Below are 25778 nucleotides of genomic sequence, written 5' to 3'. Positions count from 1 at the left end.
AGCACGCTCATTGGGCTTTAGAAAGGTCATAAACCCCCGTCAGCAGCGGCACCAGCTATTGCACCCAGAGCAGTTACTGGCACACCCAGCCAGTAGTTGCGCCGAACCCATGTGTATTCGGCGTTGAAATGCGCCTTGCTCGAATACAGTGCATCTTCTTCCAGCCGCTCAGCCTCTACGAAGCGCAGAAATTTTGGCTTGATCCTCTGTAGATATTCCGGTCATCGCACTTTCCCTTACCAGTTCCTTCTCATGCCGACGCCCCAGTCTGTGGCGGTGTCTTCGACGGCACCGCGCCCCGGTGATAGGTCGCATCGAACACAGTGTCCGTCAGCCAACGCTTGAAATTGGGGTTGTCGCTGAACTGCTTGAACAGTTCGGTGTGATCGGACAGCAACTCCAGCACCACGCGGTTGAGCGCCTTGTCGTGCTCCAGTTTGGCGTTTTGCTTGTCGGAGTTAGCCTGCGCGTTCTGGTAAGCCTTGTCCTGCGCCACCCGCGCCGGGATTTCCTCTGCAATGACCTTGCGGATCTTGTCCTCGTCCTTCCACTCAATGTTGCCGAACAGGTCGTTGAAGGTTTTGATGATCGCGGAGAGCTTGTCGATTTCTGCTTCGCCCTTGCCGCCACCGCCGCCCGACGGCACTGGGTCTACCGTGGCATCGGCGTCGGCCATCCTCATCTTCAGCGCCGCTTTGGCCTCCACCCTGTAGCTGTCCATGTCGATGGTCTCCAGCACCCCCTTGGAGAAGTCATCCTCTTTCGGGGCGGGCAACTTGGGGGTGAGGAAGTTCAGGAAGATCGACAACTTCTCCCACGTCGGATGGCCGTAGCTCAGGATCGCGGCAAGAAAGCCGTAGCTGCGAAGGAAAGCCTTGGCTTTGCCCTTGAACTTGACCTGATCGTCCTCGCCGAGCTTTTCCGTGTACTCGGCCACGCAAGTGTCGAGGATAGGGTCGAGCTTGTCCCGGTCCGCGCCGCTCAAGTACAGCGCCACCAAGTCTTCTACCTGCTGCCAGCTATACACCTGCTGCCCGTCGAGTTCGGCCTTTAGATCGTGCAATTTGTTGGCGTCGGTTTCGCCTGTTTGGATAGTGGCTCGGTAGTAGTCCTGGAACGCCGCCTTCACAGCCTCGGCGTTGTCCGCGAAGTCGAGCACGAAAGTATCGTGCTTCTGCGGATGTGCCCGGTTCAAGCGCGATAGAGTCTGAACCGCGAGCACACCCGCCAGCGGCTTATCCACGTACATAGTGTGCAGCAAGGGCTCATCGAAGCCGGTGACGAACTTGTTGGCAACAATTAAAAATCGATAAGGATCCTGCTTGAATTTCGCCGGAATGTCCTTGCTAGGGAAGTCGTTCAAGTCAGCTTCGTTTTTCTTCTCGCCTGCGATTTCGAAGTCACCCGAATACGCCACTATGGCCTTGTACGAGCTCTTGATCTGCGTAAGGTAGTCCGACACCTCGCGCCAGTAGTCGATGGCCCGTGCTATGCCGTTGCACACGATCATGGCCCGCGCCTTGCCGCCGATCTTCTGCTTGCCCGCGACCTGTGCGATGAAGTGGTCGACCATGATCTCGGCCTTGCGGCGGATGGCCTTGTCATGCGATTCAACGTAGTGGCGGATTTTCTTCAGCGCCTTCACCTTGTCGAATTCCGGGTCGTCCGCCACCGTCTTGGCCACTTGGTAGAAGCTGTCGTAGGTGGTGTAATTTTCCACCACGTCGAGGATGAACTTCTCCTGGATGGCCTGCTTGGTGGTGTAGGTCAGCTCCTCGGGCGAGCGGAACTGAACCTTGTCGCCAACAAGAGTCTTCTCGCCGAATAACTCCAGCGTCTTGTTCTTGGGGGTAGCTGTGAACGCGAAGTAACTGGCGTTGAGCAGCAGCTTACGAGAGGCGATGCGCTTCTCGATTTCCGCGTTAACCGCATCCTGCGTACTGTCTTCCTCGAATTCCTCCTCGGCAACCTTGCCGGTCGTGCCTGTATCGGCGGCTTTGCCGCCGAGGGCTTCGTGCATCCGCGCCGTGGTCTTGCCGCCTTGGCTGGAATGCGCCTCGTCGATCAACAGCGCGAAGCGCTTGCCGGAGAGGTCGCCCAGCTCATCGAGGATGAAGGGGAACTTTTGCACCGTAGTGACGATGATCTTCTTGCCCTTTTGCAAGAAGCCTCGCAGCTCCTGAGCGTTGTCGGAGTGGCCGAAGATCGACGCCACGTGGTCGTAACCCTTGATGGTGCGAGCGATCTGTGTGTCCAGCGCACGCCGGTCGGTGATGACGATGATGGAGTCGAACTGCGCCGTCAGCGGGTCGTCCTTGCGACGCAACTCCACCAACTGGTGCGCCAGCCAGGCAATGGTGTTGCTCTTGCCGCTGCCTGCCGAATGTTGAATTAGATATCGGTTGCCCACTCCGTCGTTGTGGGCGCGGCGCAGCAGGGCCCGTGCCGTGCGCAATTGGTGGAAACGCGGGAAGATCTGCTTGCGCTTCTTGCGTTTCTTGCCGCTGGCGCCGGTTTCCTCCTCCTCCACCACCTGCGCGTAGCTCTCGATGATGTTGGCCAGCGATTCGCGGGTCAGCACCTGCTTCCACAGGTAGTCGGTCTTCAAGCCATCCGGGTTGGGCGGGTTGCCCGCGCCGCTGTTCCAGCCCTGGTTGAATGGCAGGAACCACGACGCCTTGCCCTTGAGCTCGGTGCAGAACGCGACCTCCGCGTCATCAACGGCAAAATGCGCCACACAACGGCCTAACTGGAATAGCAGCTCCAGCGGGCTGCGCGTGGTCTGGTACTGGACGATGGCGTCGGCCAGGGTCTGCTTGGTCAGCGAGTTCTTCAACTCAAAAGTCAGCACTGGCAGGCCGTTGATGAAGATCGCCAAGTCCAGTTCGTTGCCGGAGTCGTTGCTGTAGCGCACCTGCCGGGTGACACTGAAGATGTTCTTGCCGAAAGCGTCTGCGGCGGCGGTGTTGCCCGGTGTGGGAAGCAGCTTGTAGAGATCGACGTGAACCGGCCCGTGGCTCACGCCCTTGCGCAGCACGTCCACCACGCCGCGCTTGGTGATCTCGCCTTGCAGCCGGTGCAGGAACTGGGTGCGCTTAATGCCGTCCGCCGCCAGTTCCAGCGTCTCTACCACCTTGGGCTGGGTGACCTGCAAGAAGGCCAGCAACTGCGTCACATCCAGGGCCACGTCGCGGTTGTAGTCGGTAGGTTTGCCCTGCACGTAGCCGTTGTGGGTGGCGGCGAAGTCCGTGGGAGCCAGCTCATGGCTGTACTCGGGCTGCGGCACGCCGGTCAGGCCGCGCACCACGCGTGCCTCGAACCAGCGCTCGCTGGTGTCAGTCTTCGCCATCACCATCCTCCTCTTCGGTCACATCTTCCTGTTCATCGCCCAGCGCGGCCAGCGCCGCGTCGTCCACTACGTCGTCCGGGCCGGGCTGCCAGCCCCGCACGTCCACCTGACCGGTGACCACATCGGCAATCAGGCGGTCGCGGTATTCGCGGATCAACTTGATTTCTTCTTCCGTGCGGGCGATGGCGTCGTCTAGCGGCTTGCATTCGTCGGTGATCCAGCGGCAGATGGCCTGTTGTTCCTCGACGGGTGGTACCGTGAACGGAATCGTCACGAGCTTTTCGCGCGTCAGGTGCGCGATGCTGACGCGGTTCACGATGGCATTGAAGCGGCCACGTTTGCCATACACGAAGAACTGATGAAATAGGAACTCCGGAAGCATCGTCGGCTTGGCGGCAACCCGATGCACTGAGTTCTGGATGTAACACTCCAGCAGTTCATCGTTCCACATGCAGGTACGGCCAACTTCGCCACCTTCACTGACTAGCAAGTCCCCCTTGCGAACGCGGAGCTGCGCCATCTCAGCCTTAGCAATCCACATTTCCTTTACGTCGCACACATCGGGTTTAATCCATTGCACATTCGTCGAGCGCAGGTAGGGCTTGAAATCGCCGTCCCCCCCCTTGGCTTCGGTGGTCAGCATTTTTCCCAGGACCACATGGGCAACGTTCTTGAGTCGTTGAACTTTCCAATGCTCCGGCATCTCGCCCAGCCACTCGATGCCGGAAGGCCTCAGCGCCACCGATGCATCGAGGCCGCGCGTGACGGCGTGGTCGATAATGCGCAGCTTCTGTTCGGTGAGCAGCTTGATGAGATCGCGCTTGGTCTTGATGAAGCGGGCGATGTGCGCGTCCTGCGCCCGCAGGTAAGCAACGATTTGGTCTTGCTCGGGGCGCGGTGGCTGGATCAGCGAGATATCGAGGAACTGGTTCGGGTACAGGCGCAGGCGGGAGGATTGAATCCCGGTCGAGCGCCCGATGTATTCGGCCACGTAGGCACGAGTACGCAACAAGTAATCGAGATAGGCCGGGTTGAAGCTGTCGGCACTGTGCGGGCGGTACACGCCATAGGCGGGACTGACGATGCCCACGTGCCTACTCGCACCCAACGCAGCCATCCATGCCCACAGCGTGTTGATGACGATGTCGCCAGGTTGACACAGCTTGGAACCGACGTAGCTCGCCGCCTTGAACATCGTGACCTTCTTCTGGCTGCGCGGGGTAACGCCGGTGAGGTGAGATACTGACAGCAGCTCTTCCTGTCCGGTCTTCGAGCGCTCATCCACCTCGCGGAAGAAGGTCTTGGCGCGTTGCTCGTTCCAGTGTTCCGGCACAGCGGGCAACCAGCGCATCTTCGGTTGCCGGTAGCTCGGGTACGCGATCGCCACCGTCATTGCGCGCTCCCCACGATTTTGTGCAACAACCCCTCGCTCTGTTGCTCCAGCGCGAGGATGTCGGCGCGGATTTCGGCCAGTGTGCGCAGCGGCGCTGGCTTGTAGAAATAGCGGGTGAAGGAAATCTCGTAGCCGATCTGGGTCTTGTCTGTGGCGATCCAGGCGTCCGGCGCGTGTGGAAGCACTTCACGCTCGAAAAAGGCGTCGATACCGCCCGATTCTTTCAACGGCACCTGCTCGGTGTCGCGCAGCTCGCTGTCTGGCTCGTACTCGACAATGAAGCGATCCTTGCCCACGGTTTCCAAGTATGCTCCATCGAAGCTTGGTTCAAAGAAGTCGTTCGACTTGAGTTTGGTGCGTTTAGCGATGACCGGCGGCGCGGCTTCGTCGCGCCAGCTGACTGCCTTGTAGATGGCCTTCTTCTCCGGTGCGCTGAGCTTGTCTCCCTGCGCCTTGCACGCAGCATCGAAGCGTGTGCGAAACTCATTGTGGTCGTCGAAAACGGTGCTGCCCAGTGCCTTCTTCGCCCGTTGCGCTACCTCCATCAACCCCTTGTCACGCTGCCACGTCGATGCGTCGAGCAGCTTCTTGCGGCGCTTGGCGGGCACGGCCTTGCGCGCGGCGGGAGCCTCGCTGTCATCGCCGCTGTCGTTGTCTTCGTCTTCGTTCTCTTCCTCGCCTTTCAGCCATGCCTCGATGGCCGGTTTGCGCTTGGCGAACTCGGTATAAAGCGCCTCGTCATGGGTGGCGTAGATCTCGGCGCGCAGCGCCTCGTCACCAGACGCAAAGCGCAGGGGCTCGATGCGTTCGTCTGAAAGCTGACTTTTCAGGCGCAACGGGCGCTCGACGGTGATCTTCCAGTAGCCGAAGTCCTGGGTGTCGAACCATTTGCACTTTTCAGTTTCTGGGGCGGTTTCCTGTGCCTCATCGAGGTAGAGGTCGAGGATTCGCTGGATGTCTCCATCCGAGAGTTCGCAGTTCTTCTTGCCGAGATTGCGGCGCAGCGGCTGGAACCACTGCGATGCGTCAATCAGCTGAACCTTGCCTTTGCGGTGTGCGGCCTTCTGGTTGGCCAGCACCCAGATGTAGGTGGCGATACCGGTGTTGTAGAAGATGTTGAGCGGCAGGGCGATGATGGCTTCGAGCCAGTCGTTTTCCAGCACCCAGCGGCGGATGTTGCTCTCGCCCTGGCCTGCGTCGCCGGTGAACAGCGCCGAGCCGTTATGCACCAGCGCAATGCGGCTGCCCAACGGTGTGTTGTGTTTCATCTTTTGCAGCTTGTTCACCTGGAACATAAGCTGCCCGTCGCTGGAACGGGTAATGAGCTTGAACTCGGGGTTACCCGCGTGGCTGACGATGAAACGCGGATCATTGAATTCCTTCTTGCCGCCCATGCGCTCCAGATCGGTCTTCCAACTCTTGCCATAGGGCGGGTTGGAGATCATGAAATCAAATTCGCGGCTGCGGAACTGATCGGCGGACAGGGTCGATTTATCAGGTCCTCCGACGATGTTCTCAGCTTCTTCGCCTTCCCCCTTCAAGAGCAGGTCAGCCTTGCAGATGGCGTAGGTTTCGTCGCTGATTTCTTGCCCGAACAGGTGGATGGATACCTCTTTGCCATGCTGCTCGGCCAGCTCGTGTAGCGCTTCCTCGGCTACTGTGAGCATGCCGCCGGTGCCGCAGGAGCCGTCATAGAGCGAATAGGTGCTGGACTCAATGCGCTCGGCCACCGGCAGGAACAGCAGCTTGGCCATGAGCTGCACCACGTCGCGCGGGGTGAAGTGCTCGCCTGCCTCTTCGTTGTTGTCTTCGTTGAAACGGCGGATCAGCTCTTCGAACACCGTGCCCATACCGTGATTGTCCAGTGCGGGCAGCTTGATGCGACCGTCGGCATCCTTGACGGGCAGCGGCGCGAGGTTGACCTCTGGGTCGAGGAAGTCCTCGATCAGGTAGCCAAGAACGTGGGAATCCACCAGTTTCTGGATCTGGTTGCGGAAGTTGAACTTGGTGAGGATCTCCTGCACGTTGGGCGAGAAACCATCCAGATACGCAATGAAGTCATCACGCAGGCGCTGCCCCGCCGCGCTGGACTTCAGCTTTGCCAGCGTGAATTCGGAGACGTTGTAGAATGCCTGACCTGCCGCCATGCGCAACGCGCCATCCTGCTCGGCCACCTTGTGGGTGTCGAGGAACCTCTTGCGCTCCAGCACCGCTTCCTTGGTGGCTTCCAGTACGGCATCGAGCCGCCGCAGTACGGTGAAGGGCAAGATCACATCACGGTATTTGCCGCGCACGTAGACATCACGCAGGCGGTCGTCGGCAATGTTCCAGATGAAGTCGGAGATCCACTTGATCTGGCTTTGGTCTTGTTGTTGTTTCTTCTGCATCGATACTTATCTCAATTCGCCGCTGAGGCACTGGCATTGTCTGAGGTGACAGCGAGTTTCCAATGATTCTTGAGTTCACCCACAAGGCGTTGTTGGCGCTCAGCCAGAAGTGTGGGGGTCCACTCGTTTTCTGATCTGACTTCTTGCGTCAGCACGAAGGGCGACGCCTTTCCTTTGCCCCTGAAGTAAGCATCCTTCTTCTTGGCAAAGTCATAGTTGCTGGCAGACGAGTTCTTGTTCCTATCCAGCGGAACCAGGTTGGCAAGACGATGCGTCCAGCCATCTCGCTCGTCTTCATCCGGGAACCATTTGATCCAGTCCGAACCCTCGGGCGGTGTTTGCGGCAGGACGTGCTCCAGCGACACGGCGTTTTGCAACTGCACGCCAGGAGCGCGCACCAAGGATTCAAGGCGCAATACCAACGCCATGCGGGCTTTGGGCAGATTGCGGTAAATGTTACCGTCGAGCGCGGCCACGAACTCACGCTTCTGTTTGTCCGTGAGGGTCAGAGTATTCAACGCAGCCCGATCGCCGTCGAAGGCTCCGGGCTCTATTTCCTTGATGAGCGCAGCGTAGGTTTCGATGCGCTCGTTGATGCCCACCTTGGTAACCAGTAGGAAGTAGGTCAGGCGTTCCAGCGACTGGAAAAACTCTGCGAGCAGTTTGGGCTGCTGCCGAAAGCGCTTGAAATAGACCAGGGCCGGGGGCACCCAGTCCTTGAAATCCACACGATTGAGCCAAGACAGGTGTTCGTTGATGGTCTCGGCGTGCTCCGTGGCCTCGAAGTCGGCATTGCGCACGAAGTCCCACACCTCAGAGTAGGGTTTGATGACCTTGTCGATGAGATCGATGGGGGCCTTGTATTCGGTGACGTGTTCCTGGAATTCCTTGACCAGAATGTACTTCTGCTTTTTCTTGGCATAGATGCTGCGGATGTGGCCAAAAAGGTCACCGAAGGCGTCACGGCCCAGCTCGGTCTCGATGCGGCTCCACTCCTTGGCGTAGGCGCGGCTCTTGACGTCGCCTGCCGTGGTACGGATCAGGCCCAGCACCTGCGCCTTGATGATATCGATGGGAGCGAGGTCGAGTCCCCGGTTGTTGAGCACTGAGAAGATGCGGTATGCGGCTTCGAGGTCCGGCGTTGAGATGACAACCAGCGAGCAGTCGTTGGCGAGGAACTTCCACAGGGCGTTCAGATCGGCAGGTGACAGCGCCTTGGCCTTTTCGAGCAGCAGTGTGGCGTTCTCGCGGTAACGCAGACGACTGTCTTTCAACTTGTCGGTGCTGACGACCAGCTGCGCGATACCTCCCGGCTCCTGAATGTTGAAGCGAAAGAAGTCGGCATCTTCCTCGCGAGCTGTCAGGCGGTACTCGTTTTTCTCACCGAGGCTGACCTTGCCCTTTTTGTAGAGGAAATCAGTGATGTCGTCGGCAGCGTCTGGCATGGCCTCGCGCAGCACCGCGAACAGCATCGTCAGCGTGGACAAGCGCTGCTGGCCATCGACCACCGACGATTTGGGCTCCCGGTCGTTCTTGATTAGAACGATGCTGCCGAGGAAGTACTGGCTGGTCGCGCCGGAGACACGGGCATCCTGCATCGCCGAGATCAGATCGTCGAACAACTCCCCAGCCTGCTCGGTCGTCCAGGCGTAGGGGCGCTGGTAGTCTGGAATCTCGAACTGGTAGCTGCCCTCGAAAATCTCACGGATCAGTTTGTCGTGGGCCTCAAGTGTCTTCGCCATTGGTTTTCTTCTTTCCTATCGTTTCTTTGGGCTGCCCGGTGCTTGGTAGCCCGGAGCCAGCTTGGCTCTTCGCCGGTTTACCAAAAATGGGCTGTTAAAGTTCAGCTGGTCAATGGTGTATTCCGCATTGATTTTATTATGCGAACTTAACGCTGAAGACGGAACAACTCGTCCGCCAGACAAGTATTTGCACTAGTCCGCACAACCAGCTTCCAGGCAAGAGACAAACAAGCCATCATCATATTCATCAACCAGCCCAACCAAACGGTCTAGGTCTTTTTTTTTCGACATAAGGGGCTGCGGTAATTTTCCCATGTCAAAGGCGCCCACAAAGTGGCCAAGCAGCAATGGCTTTCAGTACTGCGGGTTTACCCTGACACTTACGCGCAGCGATCACGGTCAACTCGGGATGGAATGTGACCTCAAAGTCCTCAAATCGGCGATAGTTTTGCAGAGTCAGTTTGGATAACTTCACGCCTTCCCTCATCACACAGCCAGCAGTAAACCCCATAGTTTACCTTTTCCCGGCCGCCTGGGTCGATGTGATATGCTCCCAAAGATCAAAGGTGCTAACCACCAGGAGCCAAGATGACGGCACAATGCGCTGGCACACTGCATTATCAGGGCCGGCAGCTGGCCGTCACCGAACAACAAGCGGATCACGATTAAAGAACTCAAACTAACCAATATTGGCCCCGCTCCTGCCATGCCATGCCATGCCATGCCATGCCATGCCATGCCAGATCAGGCTTGCAAGTAGCCTATCCCAACCAAGGCCTAAGTTTGATTTTATTGCTACCTTATATAAACTTACTGAAATCAGATAAACCAATGTAAGGATGCAATAATGGATCCCATCACCAACCCCTATGCACCAGGCGCAGGTACCCAGCCGCCGGAGCTGGCCGGCCGTGAAGCATTGCGGGAAGCCGTGCGCATCGCCATTGCCCGCTTGAGGCTTGGACGTCCTGCCAAGAGCATGATTTTGGTAGGATTGCGCGGTGTGGGTAAAACCGTGTTGCTGGAACGGATGCGGCTGGATGCTGAGAAAGAAGGCATCCATACCCTGCGTATCGAAACACCGGAAAGCCGCTCTCTGCCCGCCTTGCTGGCTCCCCAACTGCGCCTGGCCCTGTTGCGGCTGAGCCGGGTGGAGTCGGCCAAGGAATATGCCCAGCAAGGGCTTAGGGCGTTGGCGGGCTTTGCCACCGCACTCAAGGTCAAGTTCGGTGATATTGAAGTAGGCCTGGATTTGGAGCCGGAACCGGGTCTGGCTGATAACGGGGATCTGGAAGGGGATTTAACTGCCCTGCTCGAGCAAGTGGGCGTGGCGGCCAGGGAAGCCAATACGGCCCTGGTGATGTGCATTGACGAGCTGCAGTATGTGCAGGAAGAAGAGCTATCGGCCTTGATCAGCGCCTTACACCGCTGTGCGCTGGACAGATTGCCGGTGTCGCTCATCGGAGCAGGCTTGCCTCAGCTAAGAGGTAAGGCAGGCAGTGCCAAGTCCTATGCGGAGCGCCTGTTCGACTATCCCGAGGTCGGTCCGCTGTCAGAGTCGGATGCTGCCACCGCCCTGGTAAAACCGGCGGAAGAAGAAGGGGTGAGCTACGAGCCGCAGGCGGTACAGGAAATCATACGTCACACCCGGGGCTACCCCTACTTTTTGCAGGAATGGGGCAAACATGCCTGGGATGTGGCAACCGAAAGCCCGATCACGCTGGCGGATGTGCAGCTTGCCGCCCGGGAAGCGATTGCCGCTCTGGATGAAAGCTTTTTCAGGGTTCGCTTCGATCGGCTTACCCCGGGAGAAAAACGCTATATTCGCGCCATGGCAGAGCTGGGGCCGGGACCGCATCGTTCCGGCGATATCGCATCACTACTGGGCAGAGAAGTGACCAGCCTGGCCCCCACTCGCAGCAACCTGATCAACAAGGGCATGATCTACAGCCCCAGCCATGGTGATACTGCCTTTACCGTGCCCCTGTTCGACGAGTTTATGAAACGATCCATGCCGCAGCAGGATTGGCGCCATACCGAGCAGGAGTGATTACCAGAACAGGTCCAGCCGCTCCCGCCTATTTCCTGCACAAAGGGATCGGCCACCGAGTACACCCCGTGGCCGGTGCGCATCACCAGGTTTTCCACCACCATCACATTGAGCACGGGCTGGATTTCCTCCACCTTGACCTCCCTCCCCAGCTGGTTGGCATAACCGGCGGCGGCATCGGCCGAAAAGGTGGTCTTGCCGGTACGGCGCATGCCGAACAAGAACAGTCCGGAGCGCAGCCCTTCGTCCAGCACACCAGGATTCAGTAATAAAAGTAGCTAAAATTGCCACTTATCCTAGCAACAGGGCCAAAGCATGAGCTGCGGAGATCAGGCATAATCCGACATACAACATTCACATGGCAGCCAAATGAGTACAATCAAGCATCTGTCGATCAGTGGTTTCAAGTCCATTCGCCATCTGGAGCGGCTACCGCTAGGCTCGCTTAATGTGTTGATTGGCGCCAACGGCGCAGGCAAAAGCAACTTTGTTGACTACTTCCGTATGTTACCCGAGCTGGTTAAGGGCAGGCTGCAACTATGGAGCAGCCTGCAGGGCGGTGCCGAGCGCATTCTGAGCTTCGGCAGCAAAGAAACCTCGGTACTCACCACCGCCATTCGCTTTGGTGCCAATGGCTACAACATTGTGCTAAAACCCACCCCGGATGGCGCCTTTACCTTTGCCCGGGAGCAACTCTATGTTGATGAGCCCGTTGATGGCATTACTCTGCCAGGGCTGGGTGAAGGGCATGTCGAGGCCAAGCTGCACAAGGCAAGGGAACAGGGGATCCTGCAGAAGATAGCCAGCGACTGCTTTAACGCCATCGCCAGCTGGCAGGTCTATCACTTTCACGATACCAGCGATACCGCTGGTGTTAAACGCAGCTGTGCTCTTAACGATAATGAGCACCTGCGCGAGGATGCCGCTAACCTGGCCGCTTTTCTCTACCGGCTGCAGCAGGAAGCGCCGGTGGTGTATTGCCGGATCTGCAAAATAGTGCGCCTGGCCATCCCGTTTTTTGATGACTTTGTGCTCAAACCCGAAACACTGGCCACCGAAGAGCAGCAAATACGCCTGCTCTGGAGGCAAAAAAACAGTGACTATGCGCTGTGGCCAAGTCAGCTGTCGGACGGCGCCATTCGCTTTATTTGCCTGGTAACCGCTCTGATGCAGCACAAGCCTCCCACCGCCATTATCATTGACGAACCGGAACTGGGATTGCACCCTACGGCCATGGTGATCCTGGCTGAACTTATCCACCAGGCCGCAACCCACACCCAGGTAATTGTGGCCACCCAATCGTCTTCGCTGCTCAATCATTTTTCCATCGCGGATTTGATCGTGGTGGAGCTGGAGCAAGGCGCCTCAGTGTTCAAGCGCCTGGATGCACAAGAATTAGAACCTTGGCTGGAAGATTACTCGATAGGCGAACTCTGGGAAAAAAATGTGTTGGGCGGAAGACCATAACGGAGCAACAAGTCTGATCATGATTAAAGAACTGAAACTGACCAATGTGGGTCCGGCTCCCGCCATGGCGCTTGAGTTTGGCAAGCGCCTGAATCTGATCACCGGGGACAACGGCCTGGGCAAAAGTTTTTTGCTGGATATAGCCTGGTGGTCGATGACCCGTAAATGGCCATCCGAGATCAACCCCAAGCTGACAGTAGGCAAAAAGGTGCAGCCTCGTCACAAGGGTGAGTCGGCCATCAGCTTCTCCTTCTCGGGCAAGGTGAAAGACGTCAGCTACGAAAGCAGCTATGAGCGCCGGGAAGAAGCCTGGACCGGCAGCGCCGGACGTCCGGCCAACCCTGGGCTGGTGCTTTATGCCATGACCGACGGCAGCTTTGCCGTATGGGATCCGGCCCGCAACTACTGGCAAACCCGCAATGGCGTGGATATACAAGAGCGCCGCCCTGCCTATGTGTTTGCGCCCGATGAAGTCTGGCAGGGGCTCAAGGCCGATGATGGCACCGTGCTCTGTAATGGCCTTATTCAGGACTGGGGCACTTGGCAAAAGGAAAAAGGCGAGGCGTTTAATCACCTGGTGCAGGTGCTGAAGGTATTGTCCCCTTCCGACAAGGAAGTGCTGCAGCCAGGCGATCTGACCCGCATCAGCCTGGATGAAGCTCGCGATATTCCCACCATTCGCATGCCCTATGGCCAGGATGTGCCGGTAGTGCATGCTTCCTCTGGTATTCGCCGAGTGATTGCCTTGGCCTACTTTCTGGTCTGGGCCTGGGAAGAACATCGCAAAGCCGCTGACCTGCTGCAGGAAGAGCCCACTCACCAGGTGGTGTTTCTGATCGACGAAGTGGAATCGCACCTTCACCCCAGCTGGCAACGCAGTATTATTCCCGCCCTGTTGTCGGTGATGGAAAAGCTGACCCGCCGTCCGGATGTGCAGTTAATCACCGCCACTCATTCGCCGTTGATCATGGCCTCGGTTGAGCCGGTGTTCGACCTCGTAAAAGACGCCTGGTTTGACCTGGACCTGGAGCAAGGCGAGGTAAAGCTGCGGCAGCGGCCGTTTGTTCGCCAGGGTGATGCCTCAAGCTGGCTGACCAGTGAGGCCTTCGATCTGGAAAGTGCCCGTTCAAGAGAAGCAGAAGCCGTGCTGGCTGAGGCTACCCAAGCGCTCAGCGATCCCGGCTTTAATGCCAATGAGGCAAAAAAACTGGATGCCCGGCTACGCCGGGTGCTGAGTGATACCGATCCTTTTTGGATGCGGTGGCGTTTTGTGGCCGAGAAAAAAGGGTGGCTCTAACATGCTGCATGTAACCCCTCAGCCCGAGCCCGCTGACTTCGATGCCGAAGTGCGGCAAAAAGGACTGGCCCATCTGAAGAAGGCCGGTATTGATATCAACCAGCCCCTGCCCGAAGGTACCCAGTTGCAGCCATACTGGCGCGCCTGTTTACCTGCCTTGTATGAAAGCTATCAGGGCATTTGCGCCTATCTGGCCATTCATTTTGAGCGTATTACCGGAGCTGGTAGCGTAGATCACTTTGTGGCCAAATCGGCACGGCCAGAGCAGGCTTACGAGTGGTCCAACTACCGCCTGGCCTGCTCGCGCATGAACAGCCGGAAAAACGATTATGACGATGTGCTGGACCCTTTTGTCATCGAAAACGGCCTGTTTCGTCTTGAACTGATTTCGGGCCATATTTACCCCAATCCAGAGCTGCAGTCCCCATTACTGGACGAGGTGGACACCTGCATTCAGCGGCTGAAACTTGATGACGAGGGTTGCAAGGAAGTTCGTGCCCGCCATTTTTCTGATTACATACAGGGCTTCTATACTGCTGAATTTCTGAAACAGCGCTCGCCTTTTGTGTGGTTTGAAGCACATCGCCAGGGGCTGCTGTAAAACGTAGCACGGGACATCGCTTAGCTTACGTCTCGAAACTTATAAACACTCCCTACCCCAAATGGGGTAAAGAGTGAACCGGTTATTCTGGTTAGAAAACAGCAATACACAGCTATTAGTGAAATTACATGTTTAACCCATCAGTGCCATATAACCGTGCGTGCCCATATACAGCCCCACAGCGCTGATCAGCAGGCTCGACAAGTAGGGCGCCTTGCGCGCGAGTTCATTCATGCCACTCCACTTGTTACTGGCCTTTTGCACGCCAACCGCCGCCACGATGCCCACCGCCACCAGGATCAGGGCTAACCCTATGCTGAATGACACCACCAGTGTTGCTCCCAGGGTCAGGGCTTTAAGCTGAATACAGATCAGCAACACGGTCACGGCGGCCGGGCAGGGAATGAGGCCGCCGGTCAGGCCAAACAGCAGGATTTGCCGGTTGCTCACTTCCCGGTTGGCGAAACGCCGCTGAATATCCAGCGCATGGGCCCGCTCGTGGGCATCCTGATATTCCTGCCCTCCTTCGCTGCCATGCGCATGGGGGTGAAAGTGCACATCGAAGTCATGGGAATGATCGTGGTGCCCTATGCTCAGGGTCAGCGCCAGGTGCTCAGCCTTCTCTACACACGAGGCCGACTCCAGGTAACCTTCTTTCTCAATGAAGTGATACACCTCGGGAGAGGAAGCCCCTGCGGGAGCCACACGCAGATGAACATGATCTGCGCTCAACGGTTTTCCGCTAAGGGTTTTCAACTGAAAGCGCTGATGTCCTTCTCCGTCAGCAATCGACAGAGCCACATGTCCGTGCCCCGTATCCACCACTTGCGTTTTCCAGTCCTGCGCATGGCGCTGGGCCCGCCGCCATCTTTGCTCATCGCGCCGGGTTCGCCAGAACATCCAGACACCCGTCGACAGTATGATCCCCCCCGACACCAGTTGCATCCAGGGCTCAGCGGCTTCTGCGGTGAACTTCTGACTGATATACATGCCGCCCACGGCGATGAGCCAGACGATGGCGGTGTGAGACAGGGTGGCCGCCAGCCCCAGCATGACCGCCTGCCTGACGGTGCCTTTTACCGCCACAATGAACGCCGCCATCATGGTCTTGGAGTGGCCGGGCTCTAGCCCGTGTAAAGCCCCCAGCAATATCGCACTGGGAATAAAGAACCAGCCATTGCCCTGTTGCAGTAACGCTGCAAAGTCCATTCTCAACCTCTTGAATACCGTTTGAATCGGGTCGAACTATACTCCCCCCTAGTATAGGATGCTACCCCCCAGTATCAGCCGAATGGTACATTCTCCGGGTCGGATACAGTGGTTTTTATGACAGAAGAGGTATGCCATGTCTCATACCCTGCGAGAACAAAAGAAGCTCAATGCACGGGTCAGCAAAATCCAGGGCCAGGTGAATGGCCTGCAAAAAATGCTGCTAGAAGATCATGAATGTCAGCAGGTATTGCAGCAAATTGCCGCCATTCGTGGAGCGGTAAACGGCCTAATGCGGGAAGTGATTAAAGGCCATCTCGCCGAGCATCTGGTGCTTGAAGAAGACCTCAGCAAGCGCGAGGCGGATATGGATGTTGTTCTGAAAATACTTGATTCTTATATGAAATAGTTATTTTCTCAGCCCAGGGAGCAGTGCTGATGAAAAAAGGGGCGGAAGGAAAAGCACCTTGCCGCGTTCTTCCCGCCCCTGTGGTTCACATTACAATACGCGTTTCATCTGGCCGTACTCACCATCGGTGCGCAGCACCACGGTTACATCCGCACTGTTTCTGTTGCGAAAAAACCAGCCATGGTTGCCCTTGAAGGCGGCGGTCAGTTCACCTGTACCACTATGGGGCCTCCATGTGATTGATGATCTGTACACCCGCTGACCAAGGTAATACCGGTTGCCTCTACTGTTGCTCGGCTTCCTGTATTTGCTAACATCGCATTCCCTTTAGAAATCACGATTGGGTTCATTCAAACGGGCGGCATACCATGCGCAATCATCTTTCCCTTACCGCACGCCTGAGCTTGATGTTCAGCCTGACCATGCTGGCTATCTGGGGCTTGGTCAGCTTGGTGTTGATACAGGCGTTGGATCAGCACTTCGCCCGCCAGGACGAGGCCGATCTCAGGGGCAAAATGGTACTGGTGAAAAACCTGCTGGCTACCCAGTTGGACAATGGCCAACCGGACTGGACCAGGCTGGAGTCCAGGTTGCATAGCGCTCTGGCCGGCTATGGCGACCACAGGTTGCAAATCACCACTCCCCAGGGGCGACTGCTGGCGGGCAGTCAGCTATTCCGACCTCCGGCCACAGACGCCAATGCTGGGCCTGTGATTGAAAGCTGGGAAGAAAACGGCATTCACTACCGCAGCATATCTGCTCCTTTTGCTCTGCCGCCCCGGACATCCGTGTCGGAGATGCCGGATACGGTGATGATCCGCGTGGTATTCGACACCCGCTACCACCAGCATTTTATCAATGATATCAAAAACGGCCTGCTTTGGCTGACCGGCGGCATTGCCCTGATCTCAATTTTGCTGGGCTGGATGGCCTCGCGCGCCGGACTCAAGCCCCTGCGTTCTCTGGCCAGGCTGTCCACGCAAGTCACCGCCAACAAGCTGGATCACCGGCTGCCGGTAAGCGGTGCTCCGATCGAGCTGCATGGGCCCATTCACGCCTTTAACAACATGCTGGATCGGCTGGAAGAATCCTTTCAGCGGCTCACCACCTTTTCCTCCGACATTGCCCACGAATTGCGCACCCCGGTGAACGGCCTGCTACTGCAAACCCAGGTGGCACTCAGCCAGACCCGCTCGGACCACGACTACCGGGAAGCTCTCTATGCCAACCTGGAGGCCGCCGAACGATTGAACAGAATGATCAATGAAATGCTGTTTTTGGCCAAATCGGAGCAGGGACAATTAGCCATACAGTGCCAGTCGCTGGATCTGGCGGAAGAAGTGGATGAGTTGATCGAGTTTTTCGAGCCGCTGGCCAGTGAGCGACAGGTGCGGTTGCAACGCCTGGGCCATGCCCGGTTGTGGGGAGACAGGGCCATGCTGCAACGGGCCATCAGCAACCTGCTGACCAATGCCATTCGTTACACCCCGGCACACCAAGAAGTGAGTATTCGTGTAAACGGCGATGACAGCGCCGTGACTGTGGAGGTGGCCAACCCGGGCTCCCCCATTCCTCCCGAGGAATGGCCTCGGCTGTTTGACCGGTTTTACCGGGCGGATCACGCCCGCCAGCAGGTGACCGAAGGATCTGGACTGGGCTTGGCCATCGCCAAGGCCATTGTGACCAGCCACGGAGGCACCCTGTCGGTACACTCCGACGAGCAGGAAACCTGCTTTACCGCCCGTTTTCCTCTTTCCGGCACGGAATGAACGGTAAGCAAATGAGCCCATGCGAGCATATAACCGACAGCATGGGCTGATACATTATTTCAATGGCCAGGTGGGGCTTTATTACAACAATGCGGCTCATGCTTTGCATTATTTTTAATGTTCTCGTCGGTTTGCCGCTGCCAGCCAAGTTTTGTACGACTCCACCAACTATCTTTTAACGCCGCACCATGCTGCTCAATGATGTCGATAATATCATCGATGTTATGAGATGATGCCTCATAAGCAACCTTCAGCTTTTTCGTTTTACTATCCAGCGCCAGCGTGTCAACCCAGTGCTGCGCTTCAATCTCCGCCAGCATGGCATCCATATTGGCCCGACTCATTTCAGTCAGACTCAGGGTATGGGTTGTCAAAAACCCCGGGTTAATCCCTGCTCTATGATTCGCCATACCTAACCCTCCTTTCATTGAAACATGGCTAGAGTCCCTGCCCCCTTAGATCATTCATCCCTGTGCATTTGCTCACGCCGCTGTTCACTTTCATGCATTTGCATCTGGTCCATCATCATCTTCGTCATATCCATATTTTCGTTCATCATGTTCATGCGCTGCTGCAACATATCCATCATGTTGGGCATTGGGAGCTGGTCATCATTACCCTCATGCATCATGTCCATCATCTGCATGCCTTCCTGCATCTGTTCCAGGTGTTCCTGCATCAGAGCCTGACGTTTTTCGGGATCGGTTTCTCCCTGCAATTGCATCATGGTGTCAGCAGCCGATCGCATATGTTCACGCATCGTAATCATCTGCTCATGGTTCATCATCATATCCCCCTGAAAGGGCATATTCTGGCCTTGCTGATGATGGTTATCCTGTTCAGCCATTGCAGGCATTGCGAACAGGGAGGACAGGGTTAAAGCGAAAATTAACTTTTTCATGATATTTCTCCTGATATGAGTAACTGTGTTTCAGTACAAATAACATCGAAACTCTTGTAGCAGTGTAATTACTGTTACCCCTCCAACTACATGTTAATCCTCTGGTTTGTCTTTAGCTTCTCGACGCCCCTGCTCCAACCCCCGACGATAAGCTTCTTCCTTGGTCTCATCGGCACCAGGCTCATGATGGTGATGTTCGCCATGCTTGTGCCCTCTGTGCATAAACAGGTGCATTAATGGACACAGCAAAAAAATAAGATAGGGTAAAAAGATAAACAGGTGCTGTTTATGCTCGACCAACAAGAAGTAAGTGAGTGAAGCAACCACACCTAAAATGAGCCACCCTCTGGGCGTCGACAAGAATGACGGTTTTTTATTCATGGCATACCTCAGCTCAATCACATCGATAACGGCGTTTCAAACCGACAGGTTCGCACCTGACTCCATTGCAGATCTTTCTTTATCCCTCACACCACCAGAAGCCGGCCTCGGTACATTTGCATCTGGCAATGAAAGTCATATTCACCCTCCTGCATCGCCGGCAGTGTGATGTTCTTGACCTTGTTTAATGGCAAGGTCTCGCTGAGCTTCAACGCCGGGAACAAAACCGTCTCGGAGCAGGGGGACGAGTCTTTACGCAAAAAACTCAAGACCACGGATTGATTGGCCGGCACTTGGATGCGCGCCGGCTGATAGGTGCCATTTTCCACCACAATGGTCAGTTCGCTTGCACCCAGGTCGGTTGCCTGGGGTTGATATAGCCAAAACCACCAGACAATCAAGGCAATGAGCAAAACGCCAAGTACGTTAACTAAAATCATTCCCCCTCCTCCTTAGTGCTCCCGGGTTTTGAACAGTCTCAGGCGGTTGGCATTGGTGACCACCGTCAGCGAGGAAAACGCCATGGCGGCCCCCGCAATGACCGGGCTTAGCAGAAGCCCAAAGAAGGGGTACAGCAAACCGGCGGCAACGGGCACACCCGCAATATTGTAAATAAAGGCACCAAACAGGTTTTGTTTGATGTTACGCAATGTCGCCTTGCTCACGGCAATGGCATCGGCCAGACCATGCAGTGAACCACGCATCAGGGTAATGTCGGCACTCTCAATCGCCACATCGGTGCCGGTGCCGATGGCAAACCCCACATTGGCCATCGCCAATGCCGGCGCATCGTTGATGCCGTCACCGGTCATGCCGACCACCTCCCCTTGCATTTGCAGTTCCTGTACTTTTTTGGACTTGTCCTCCGGCAGAACCTCGGCAAAAAATTCCTTGATACCGGCCTTTTCCGCCACAGCCTTGGCCGTGGCACGGTTGTCACCAGTCAGCATGACCACACGAATACCGTTATGTTGCAGACGCTTGATAGCCGCAATGGAGTCTTCCTTGATAGGGTCGGCCACGGCAATGAGTGCCGCCAGCCTGCCATCCACGGCAAAATACATGGGGGTTTTAGCCTCGGCGGCCAGCTGCTGCGCCTTGTCAACGAAGTCATCAAGGGCAACACCCTGATCCTTCATTAACTTTTCGTTGCCAAACAACAGGTTTTTACCCTCGACAACCGCCTCGACACCGTGACCGGCAATGGCGTTGAATCCGGTAACGGCCAAGGGTTTAATACCACGCTCTTTGGCCGACTCGACCACAGCCAAGGCCAGGGGGTGTTCAGAGCCGGATTCCAGGCTGGCAACCTGTTGCAACACCCCGGCCTCGTCAACCCCGTCCACCGTTACAATGTCCGTCACCTTGGGGGCACCCAGGGTAATGGTGCCGGTTTTATCCAGGATCATGGCGGTGATTTTGGAGGAAGTTTGCAGAGCTTCGCCATTGCGGATCAGCACACCCGCCTCTGCGGCCTTGCCAACGCCCACCATCACCGACATGGGCGTGGCCAGACCCAGGGCGCACGGGCAGGCAATAATCAATACCGTGGTCGCCGATACCACCGCAAAGGCCACTGCCGGTTCAGGCCCAAAATTCAGCCAGGCCAACGCACTGACGATGGCAATCATCATGATCACAGGGACAAAATACGCAGCAATCACATCCGCCAGCCGGCCAATGGGCGGCTTGGAGTTCTGGGCCCGTTTTACCATACCGATAATTTGCGCCAGAGCCGTGTCCTTACCGACCCGGGTCGCCTTGAACACAATCGACCCCGTTTTATTGATGGTGCCCGCCACCACCTCATCCTGTTCCGCTTTTTCCACCGGCATGGGCTCTCCGGTCAGCATGGATTCATCAATGGCGGTATGACCTTCAATGACTTCACCGTCTACCGGCACCTTCTCTCCGGGGCGTACTCGAACCAGGTCATGCAACCTGACTTGCTCGATGGGAATATCCATGTCATTGCCATCGCGAATGACACGCGCCGTTTTGGGCTGAAGGCCAATCAAGCGCTTAATGGCTTCTGAAGTGCGCCCCCGCGCTTTCAGCTCCAGTGCCAGCCCCAGATCGATCAGGCCAATAATCATGGCGGTCGCTTCAAAATAAACATGGCGGGCCATGTCGGGTACGACCTGGGGGAAAAACACCACTACCATCGAATACAGCCAGGCTGTGCCCGTGCCCAGGGCAATCAGGGTATCCATGTTGGCAGAATGATTTTTACAGGACTGCCAGGCCCCTACATAAAAATGCTTTCCGGAAAAGAGCATCACTCCCAGTGTCAGCAGGCCAACCAGCAGCCAGGCAATGCGCTCGGTGGTTGTGGTGACGGTCATTTCACCGATAAGCAGCCCATAAATCATCAAGGGCACACCCAGGCCAAGAGCAATGGTCATCTCCAGCATCAGGCGTTTGTAGTAGGCACGGTCGGCTTTTTCTTTTTCCTCCAGGGCGTCGTCATCGCTGTCTGCAGACTGAGTTTGTGCGCCATAGCCGGCCTGCTCTATCGCCTTGATCAGGATGCTGGCGTCGACCGCCCCTTCAACACTGACAGTACGCTGAGCAAAATTCATTTCGGCATGGGTGACACCAGGCACGCTTTGCAAGGCCGCTTCAATTTTTTTGACACAGCCGGCACAGCTGGCTCCTTGAATCAACAGCTCCTGTTGCTGCTCCATGCCATCATGGCAACGTTGCTTTTCAGCATCCGCCTTGCCGTGTTTGTCCTGGTGTCGTACCGCTTTCGCCATGATCTGGTTTCCTTGAAAATGAAAAGGTAAAACCAAGGGTCCGTTTCTTTAGATGTGCAGACTGCTCCTGTGTTCAACATGCAAGGGCTGACGGCACATGGACCTTGCTGAGTGTTCGGCCTGAAATCACCGGCTCAGGCTGCCATCACACAGCCACCATCGGGGCCCTTTCCCGATCATCTAATGCCATTCTGCCGTTGCTGCTCACGCACATAGCCGATAATGTCGCTCACCTCATCGCGACCGATGCCTTCCACCGGCGGCATGTCGCCAAAGCGCCAGTGATGGGCACGCACACCGTTGGCGGCGGCCCGGTAAAAGGCTTCGTCACCATGGTGTGACGGCTCATATACCTTGTGAATAAAGGGTGGCCCCTTTGGGGTGCCTCTGAGGTCAGCACCATGGCAACTGGCGCAATATTCACCGTAAGCGGCCTGTCCCTGCGCCGAAAGTACCCGTTCGTGGGGCATGTCCCCCCACATTTGGCTGCCACCCATCAGAAAATGGCTGGCAATCATGGCCAGTAACACGAGGGCCACGGCCCCGGCCAGCCAGAGCACCCAGCGGGATGAATCCGATGACTTGCTCATTTTTTCCCCTTTTGTTCCAGAGTCTTCAGCCCAGCTTTGCCCATACAAGCAGGCCCGCCTGAAGGCGGGCCTGCTGGTTATTGTACGACCTGAACCTGACCTGTCATGCCGGCTTCCATGTGCCCCGGGATCAAGCAGGCAAAGTCCACGGTGCCGGCTTGATCAAAATGCCACACCAGTCCCCCTTTCTGACCGGGCTTGAGGCTCAGCATATTGGGTTCGGCGTGCTGCATGCCCGGCATTTCACGCATCATGTCGGCATGCTCCTTCAACATGGCCAGGTTGCCCAGCACCAGCTCGTGATTAAGCTTGCCGGCATTTTTTACAAAAAAGCGCACGGTTTCACCCGCCTTTACCTCAATGGCAGCCGGGGTGAAGCGCATGTCATCCCCCATGTCTACTGCTATGGTACGGCTGACCTCGGCCGGCTGACCGGGGCGACCCACCCCGTGCATGCTCTGTTGCATGGAGGCGGCATTATGGCCCTCATGGTGGCCGTGCTCACCGGCGGCCAGCGCCAAGCCGGGCAACAAGGAAAGCATTAAAACGGACAACGTGGTTTTCATTGGTATTGCTCCTGATAAATAAAAAAATGTCTGCAGCTTAAAACCAGAATCTGACCCCGGCTACCCAGCGATGTTCCTGAGTAGCCTCGTCTTCTTCTCTGAGTTGATCAGCGCGATCACCCAGGGCAGCCTGCCATTCCCAGCCCACATAGGGCGCGAACTGCCGAGTTATCTCATAGCGCAATCGGGCACCGGCCACCAGTTCCGACAGCCCCTGGCCCTGACCGCGCTCGGCATCGTTGCTGCCATAAGCGGTGAGTTCAATGGCCGGTTGCAACACCAGCCGCTGGGTCAATAACAGCTCGTATTCCGCCTCCAGTGCCAACGCGGTCTGGCCGTCGTCGCCCAGGTAGGCGGTGGCGTCCAGCTCCAGCCAGTAGGGTGCCAGCCCCGACACACCGGCGGCCAGCCAGCCCTGATCCGGGCCGTGCCCGGTGTCGTAACGTACCCCCAGATCGCTGTTCCAGAACCCGGTCAGGGCATGGCGCCACAGCAGCTCGGTGCTGGCTTCCGCCAGCCTGCCGTGTTCAATGTCGCCTTCCGCCCTCACCACGGCCCGGTCGTAGTCGCGGCCAGCCCAGGCGTTGACCTCGTAAGCCAGTGCCTGGTCATCACCGTTATCCACCCGCTCCAGCCGGTCGGCCAGCACCCCGTAAAACAGATGCTCGTCGGCCAGTTTAAGCTGGCGGGGGCCGGGCAGCGCATAAGGGCCTTCGTCCAGGCTGAAACCGCCGGAGTAAGCATGAGGATCCCGGGCATCGGCCGGCGGCTGCCCGCCCTGCATTTGCATATCGCCGTGGTCCATTTGAGCCAGGACAGGAAAAGCGGTCAGCGCCAACGCGCTCAATACATGTTTCATCATTGCTGCCTGTTTGCTCATGACACCACCACCATGCGGAACATGCCCGCGTCCATATGGAACATCAGATGACAATGCCAGGCCCAGCGGCCAAGGGCATCGGCGGTGACCAGAAAGCTGATGCGTTGGGCCGGCTGCACCGGGATGGTGTGACGGCGGCACAGAAACTCGCCGTCCGGGCTTTCCAGCTCGCTCCACATGCCGTGCAGGTGCATGGGGTGGGTCATCATGGTGTCGTTGTGCAAAATAACGCGTACCCGCTCACCGTAGTTCAGGTGAATGGGCGTGGAACCGCCAAACTCGACGCCGTCCAGCGACCAAGTGTAGCGCTCCATGTTGCCGGTCAGGTGCAGTTCGATTTCCCGCTCGGCCGGACGCGGGTCCATGGGGCCACCAGGAGTACGCAGATCCGCCAGGGTCAGTACCCGCCGGCCGTTATTGCGCAGGCCCACGCCGGGGTCATCGAGGTTGGTGCGCGGCATGTCTACTCGCATATCGACACTGGGGCCATATTCGGTACGGGCATGACGGACTGCCTTGCTGGCCGCCGCCAGACCGCCAGCCATGGCACTGTGGTCCATACCCGCCATGCCGTTCATGGCACTGTGGTCCATGCCCGCCATGCCGTTCATGGCACTGTGGTCCATGCCCGCCATGCCATTCATGGCACCGTGGTCCATGCCCGCCATGCCATTCATGGCACCGTGGTCCATGCCCGCCATGCCATTCATGGCACCGTGGTCCATACTGCCCATCATGTCGGCCATGGTCAGGGCTTGAGGTTCATCCAGTGGCGGCACCGCCGCACTCAGCCCTTCGCGGGTGGCCAGGGTGCCCCGGGCATAACCGGTTCTGTCCATGGCCTGGGCGAACAGGGTATAGGCCTCAGCGGTGGGCTCCACCAGCACATCGTAGGTTTCACCGGGGCCAAAGCGGAATTCATCCACCTCCACCGGCTCTACATTCACGCCGTCGGCCTGCACCACGGTGAGTTTCAGACCGGGAATACGCACATCGTAAAAGGTATTGCCGGCGCCGTTAACAAAGCGCAGCCGTACCCGCTCCCCGGGCTTGAACAGCCCGGTCCAGTTACCGGCAGGCGTGGTGCCATTCATCAGGTAAGTCAGGGTCTCGGAAGACAAGTCCGCCAGATCGCTGGGGCTCATGCGCATTTCATTCCACATTTGCCGCTTTTCCAGCGCAGCCCCCACACCGCCACTGGCCATATCGCGGAAAAAATCCGCCACCGTGGGCTGGTTGAAATTGTAGTAATCGCCCTGATTTTTCAGCTTGCCGAACACCCGCATGGGGTTTTCGTCGGTCCAGTCCGACAACACCACCACATGCTCCCGATCGGCCTTGATTGAATCGGCATCGGCCGGATCCACAATCAGCGCACCGTACATGCCGGTCAGCTCCTGCATGCCCGAGTGGGAGTGATACCAGTAGCTGCCGCTCTGCTCCAGAGTGTAACGGTAGGTAAAGGTTTCGCCGGGCGGAATGCCGGCAAAGCTGATGCCGGGCACGCCGTCCATCTCGAAGGGCAGAATGATGCCGTGCCAGTGAATGGAGGTAGGCTCCTTCAGGCGGTTGGTGACGCGAATGGTAACCGTATCTCCCTCGCGCATGCGTAGTGTGGGGCCTGGAATGGAACCGTTAATAGTGGTGGCCATGCGGGCCTTGCCGGTGAAATTGACCGGGGTTTCATCAATCACCAGATCAAACTCGGTGCCGGACAGCTCGGGTACATGGCCGGTCACGGTAGCCGGCACGGGTGAGCGAGCTGAGGCCAGCATGGGCGCCAACCCCAGCACCACGCCGCCTGCGGCCAGTCCCTGCACAAAGCGCCGCCGAGGCAGATTGAGCGTGTTTTTTGGCTGTGTCATCACATTCCCTAAATTGCCTATCGTCATAGAGACAGCATAGATAGGCGCACCTGAAGCCAACATGACGAGAAGATGACAAAACTGTCATCTTCTGGCGATAAAATCAGCAACCCGCTATAGCGGACTTGAGAACAGAGCGTAAAGTGCGCCATCATCGGGGTAA

The 25778-nt window shown here is 57.2% G+C and carries 21 protein-coding genes; 6 read left to right on the top strand and 15 right to left on the bottom strand.

Translation table 11 applies throughout. The features are described 5' to 3' along the window. Nucleotides 1–250: 250 nt before the first annotated feature. Genes PU634_RS03775 through PU634_RS03760 form a run of 4 tightly spaced genes read right to left on the bottom strand, consistent with a single transcriptional unit; the run spans nt 251 to nt 8871 of the window. A complete protein-coding gene (locus PU634_RS03775) occupies nt 251–3349 on the bottom strand; it encodes a type I restriction endonuclease subunit R (protein WP_306762731.1) in 3099 nt (1032 codons plus the stop codon). Next, nucleotides 3336–4742 carry a restriction endonuclease subunit S gene (locus PU634_RS03770; protein WP_306762730.1) on the bottom strand — a complete coding sequence of 469 codons (1407 nt, stop codon included), beginning with the start codon at nt 4740–4742 and terminating at the stop codon, nt 3336–3338. Before PU634_RS03770 ends, PU634_RS03775 begins: the two co-directional genes overlap by 14 nt. After that, entirely contained in the window at nt 4739–7129 is a 2391-nt protein-coding gene (locus tag PU634_RS03765) for a type I restriction-modification system subunit M (RefSeq protein ID WP_306762729.1), read from the bottom strand. The genes PU634_RS03770 and PU634_RS03765 overlap by 4 nt, the downstream gene beginning before the upstream one ends. Before the next feature lie 11 nt (nt 7130–7140). Further along, nucleotides 7141–8871 carry a DUF262 domain-containing protein gene (locus tag PU634_RS03760; protein WP_306762728.1) on the bottom strand — a complete coding sequence of 577 codons (1731 nt, stop codon included), beginning with the start codon at nt 8869–8871 and terminating at the stop codon, nt 7141–7143. A gap of 847 nt (nt 8872–9718) precedes the next feature. Here PU634_RS03760 and PU634_RS03755 point away from each other — a divergent pair. Further along, a complete protein-coding gene (locus PU634_RS03755; protein ID WP_306762727.1) occupies nt 9719–10921 on the top strand; it encodes an ATP-binding protein in 1203 nt (400 codons plus the stop codon). On the opposite strand, the gene PU634_RS03750 is transcribed toward PU634_RS03755, so the two are convergent. Next, nucleotides 10816–11175 carry a hypothetical protein gene (locus tag PU634_RS03750; RefSeq protein ID WP_306762726.1) on the bottom strand — a complete coding sequence of 120 codons (360 nt, stop codon included), beginning with the start codon at nt 11173–11175 and terminating at the stop codon, nt 10816–10818. The genes PU634_RS03755 and PU634_RS03750 overlap by 106 nt on opposite strands. A 115-nt stretch (nt 11176–11290) precedes the next feature. Here PU634_RS03750 and PU634_RS03745 point away from each other — a divergent pair, with 115 nt between their 5' ends. From PU634_RS03745 to PU634_RS03735, 3 genes are read left to right on the top strand one after another with little or no spacing between them, the layout of a single operon-like run. Then, on the top strand, nt 11291–12388 hold the full coding sequence (locus tag PU634_RS03745) for an AAA family ATPase (protein WP_306762725.1): 1098 nt from the start codon (nt 11291–11293) through the stop codon (nt 12386–12388). 19 nt (nt 12389–12407) lie between these two features. Beyond that, nucleotides 12408–13685, top strand: coding sequence for an AAA family ATPase (locus PU634_RS03740; protein WP_306762724.1), 1278 nt, complete (start codon nt 12408–12410; stop codon nt 13683–13685). Between the two features lies 1 nt (nt 13686). Beyond that, nucleotides 13687–14286, top strand: a complete 600-nt coding sequence (locus tag PU634_RS03735; RefSeq protein ID WP_306762723.1) for an HNH endonuclease family protein — start codon at nt 13687–13689, stop codon at nt 14284–14286. 132 nt (nt 14287–14418) lie between these two features. On the opposite strand, the gene PU634_RS03730 is transcribed toward PU634_RS03735, so the two are convergent. Further along, nucleotides 14419–15495, bottom strand: coding sequence for a nickel/cobalt efflux protein RcnA (locus tag PU634_RS03730; protein ID WP_306762722.1), 1077 nt, complete (start codon nt 15493–15495; stop codon nt 14419–14421). Between the two features lie 136 nt (nt 15496–15631). On the opposite strand from PU634_RS03730, the gene rcnR reads away from it, so the two are divergent. Both rcnR and PU634_RS03720 read left to right on the top strand, forming a co-directional pair. Then, nucleotides 15632–15904, top strand: a complete 273-nt coding sequence (rcnR, locus tag PU634_RS03725) for a Ni(II)/Co(II)-binding transcriptional repressor RcnR (protein ID WP_306762721.1) — start codon at nt 15632–15634, stop codon at nt 15902–15904. Nucleotides 15905–16272: 368 nt separating this feature from the next. After that, the gene (locus tag PU634_RS03720) at nt 16273–17673 is read left to right on the top strand and encodes a heavy metal sensor histidine kinase (protein ID WP_306762720.1); all 1401 of its coding nucleotides are present in this window, start codon (nt 16273–16275) and stop codon (nt 17671–17673) included. Between the two features lie 59 nt (nt 17674–17732). Here the strand turns inward: PU634_RS03720 and PU634_RS03715 are convergent, their stop codons facing one another. The 9 genes from PU634_RS03715 to PU634_RS03675 form a co-directional block, all read right to left on the bottom strand. Continuing rightward, entirely contained in the window at nt 17733–18083 is a 351-nt protein-coding gene (locus PU634_RS03715) for a hypothetical protein (protein WP_106452767.1), read from the bottom strand. A 50-nt stretch (nt 18084–18133) separates the two neighbouring features. Then, on the bottom strand, nt 18134–18574 hold the full coding sequence (locus tag PU634_RS03710) for a hypothetical protein (RefSeq protein ID WP_306762719.1): 441 nt from the start codon (nt 18572–18574) through the stop codon (nt 18134–18136). A gap of 93 nt (nt 18575–18667) precedes the next feature. Next, on the bottom strand, nt 18668–18955 hold the full coding sequence (locus PU634_RS03705) for a DUF2933 domain-containing protein (RefSeq protein WP_306762718.1): 288 nt from the start codon (nt 18953–18955) through the stop codon (nt 18668–18670). A gap of 86 nt (nt 18956–19041) precedes the next feature. Next, on the bottom strand, nt 19042–19395 hold the full coding sequence (locus PU634_RS03700) for a cupredoxin domain-containing protein (protein ID WP_106452765.1): 354 nt from the start codon (nt 19393–19395) through the stop codon (nt 19042–19044). A gap of 12 nt (nt 19396–19407) precedes the next feature. Then, nucleotides 19408–21714 carry a heavy metal translocating P-type ATPase gene (locus PU634_RS03695; protein WP_306762717.1) on the bottom strand — a complete coding sequence of 769 codons (2307 nt, stop codon included), beginning with the start codon at nt 21712–21714 and terminating at the stop codon, nt 19408–19410. A gap of 176 nt (nt 21715–21890) precedes the next feature. Next, nucleotides 21891–22304: a c-type cytochrome gene (locus PU634_RS03690; protein ID WP_306762716.1), complete on the bottom strand. Its 414-nt coding sequence runs from the start codon at nt 22302–22304 to the stop codon at nt 21891–21893. Nucleotides 22305–22381: 77 nt separating this feature from the next. Then, entirely contained in the window at nt 22382–22870 is a 489-nt protein-coding gene (locus PU634_RS03685) for a cupredoxin domain-containing protein (protein ID WP_306762715.1), read from the bottom strand. Between the two features lie 37 nt (nt 22871–22907). Continuing rightward, nucleotides 22908–23729 (bottom strand): copper resistance protein B, encoded by an 822-nt coding sequence (locus PU634_RS03680; RefSeq protein ID WP_306762714.1) that lies wholly within the window; start codon nt 23727–23729, stop codon nt 22908–22910. A gap of 17 nt (nt 23730–23746) precedes the next feature. Beyond that, nucleotides 23747–25615, bottom strand: coding sequence for a copper resistance system multicopper oxidase (locus PU634_RS03675; protein WP_306762712.1), 1869 nt, complete (start codon nt 25613–25615; stop codon nt 23747–23749). Between the last annotated feature and the right edge of the window lie 163 nt (nt 25616–25778).

It is taken from the genome of Oceanimonas pelagia, assembly GCF_030849025.1.
Lineage (GTDB): Bacteria > Pseudomonadota > Gammaproteobacteria > Enterobacterales > Aeromonadaceae > Oceanimonas > Oceanimonas pelagia.
This window is presented reverse-complemented; position numbering and strand designations above follow the sequence as displayed.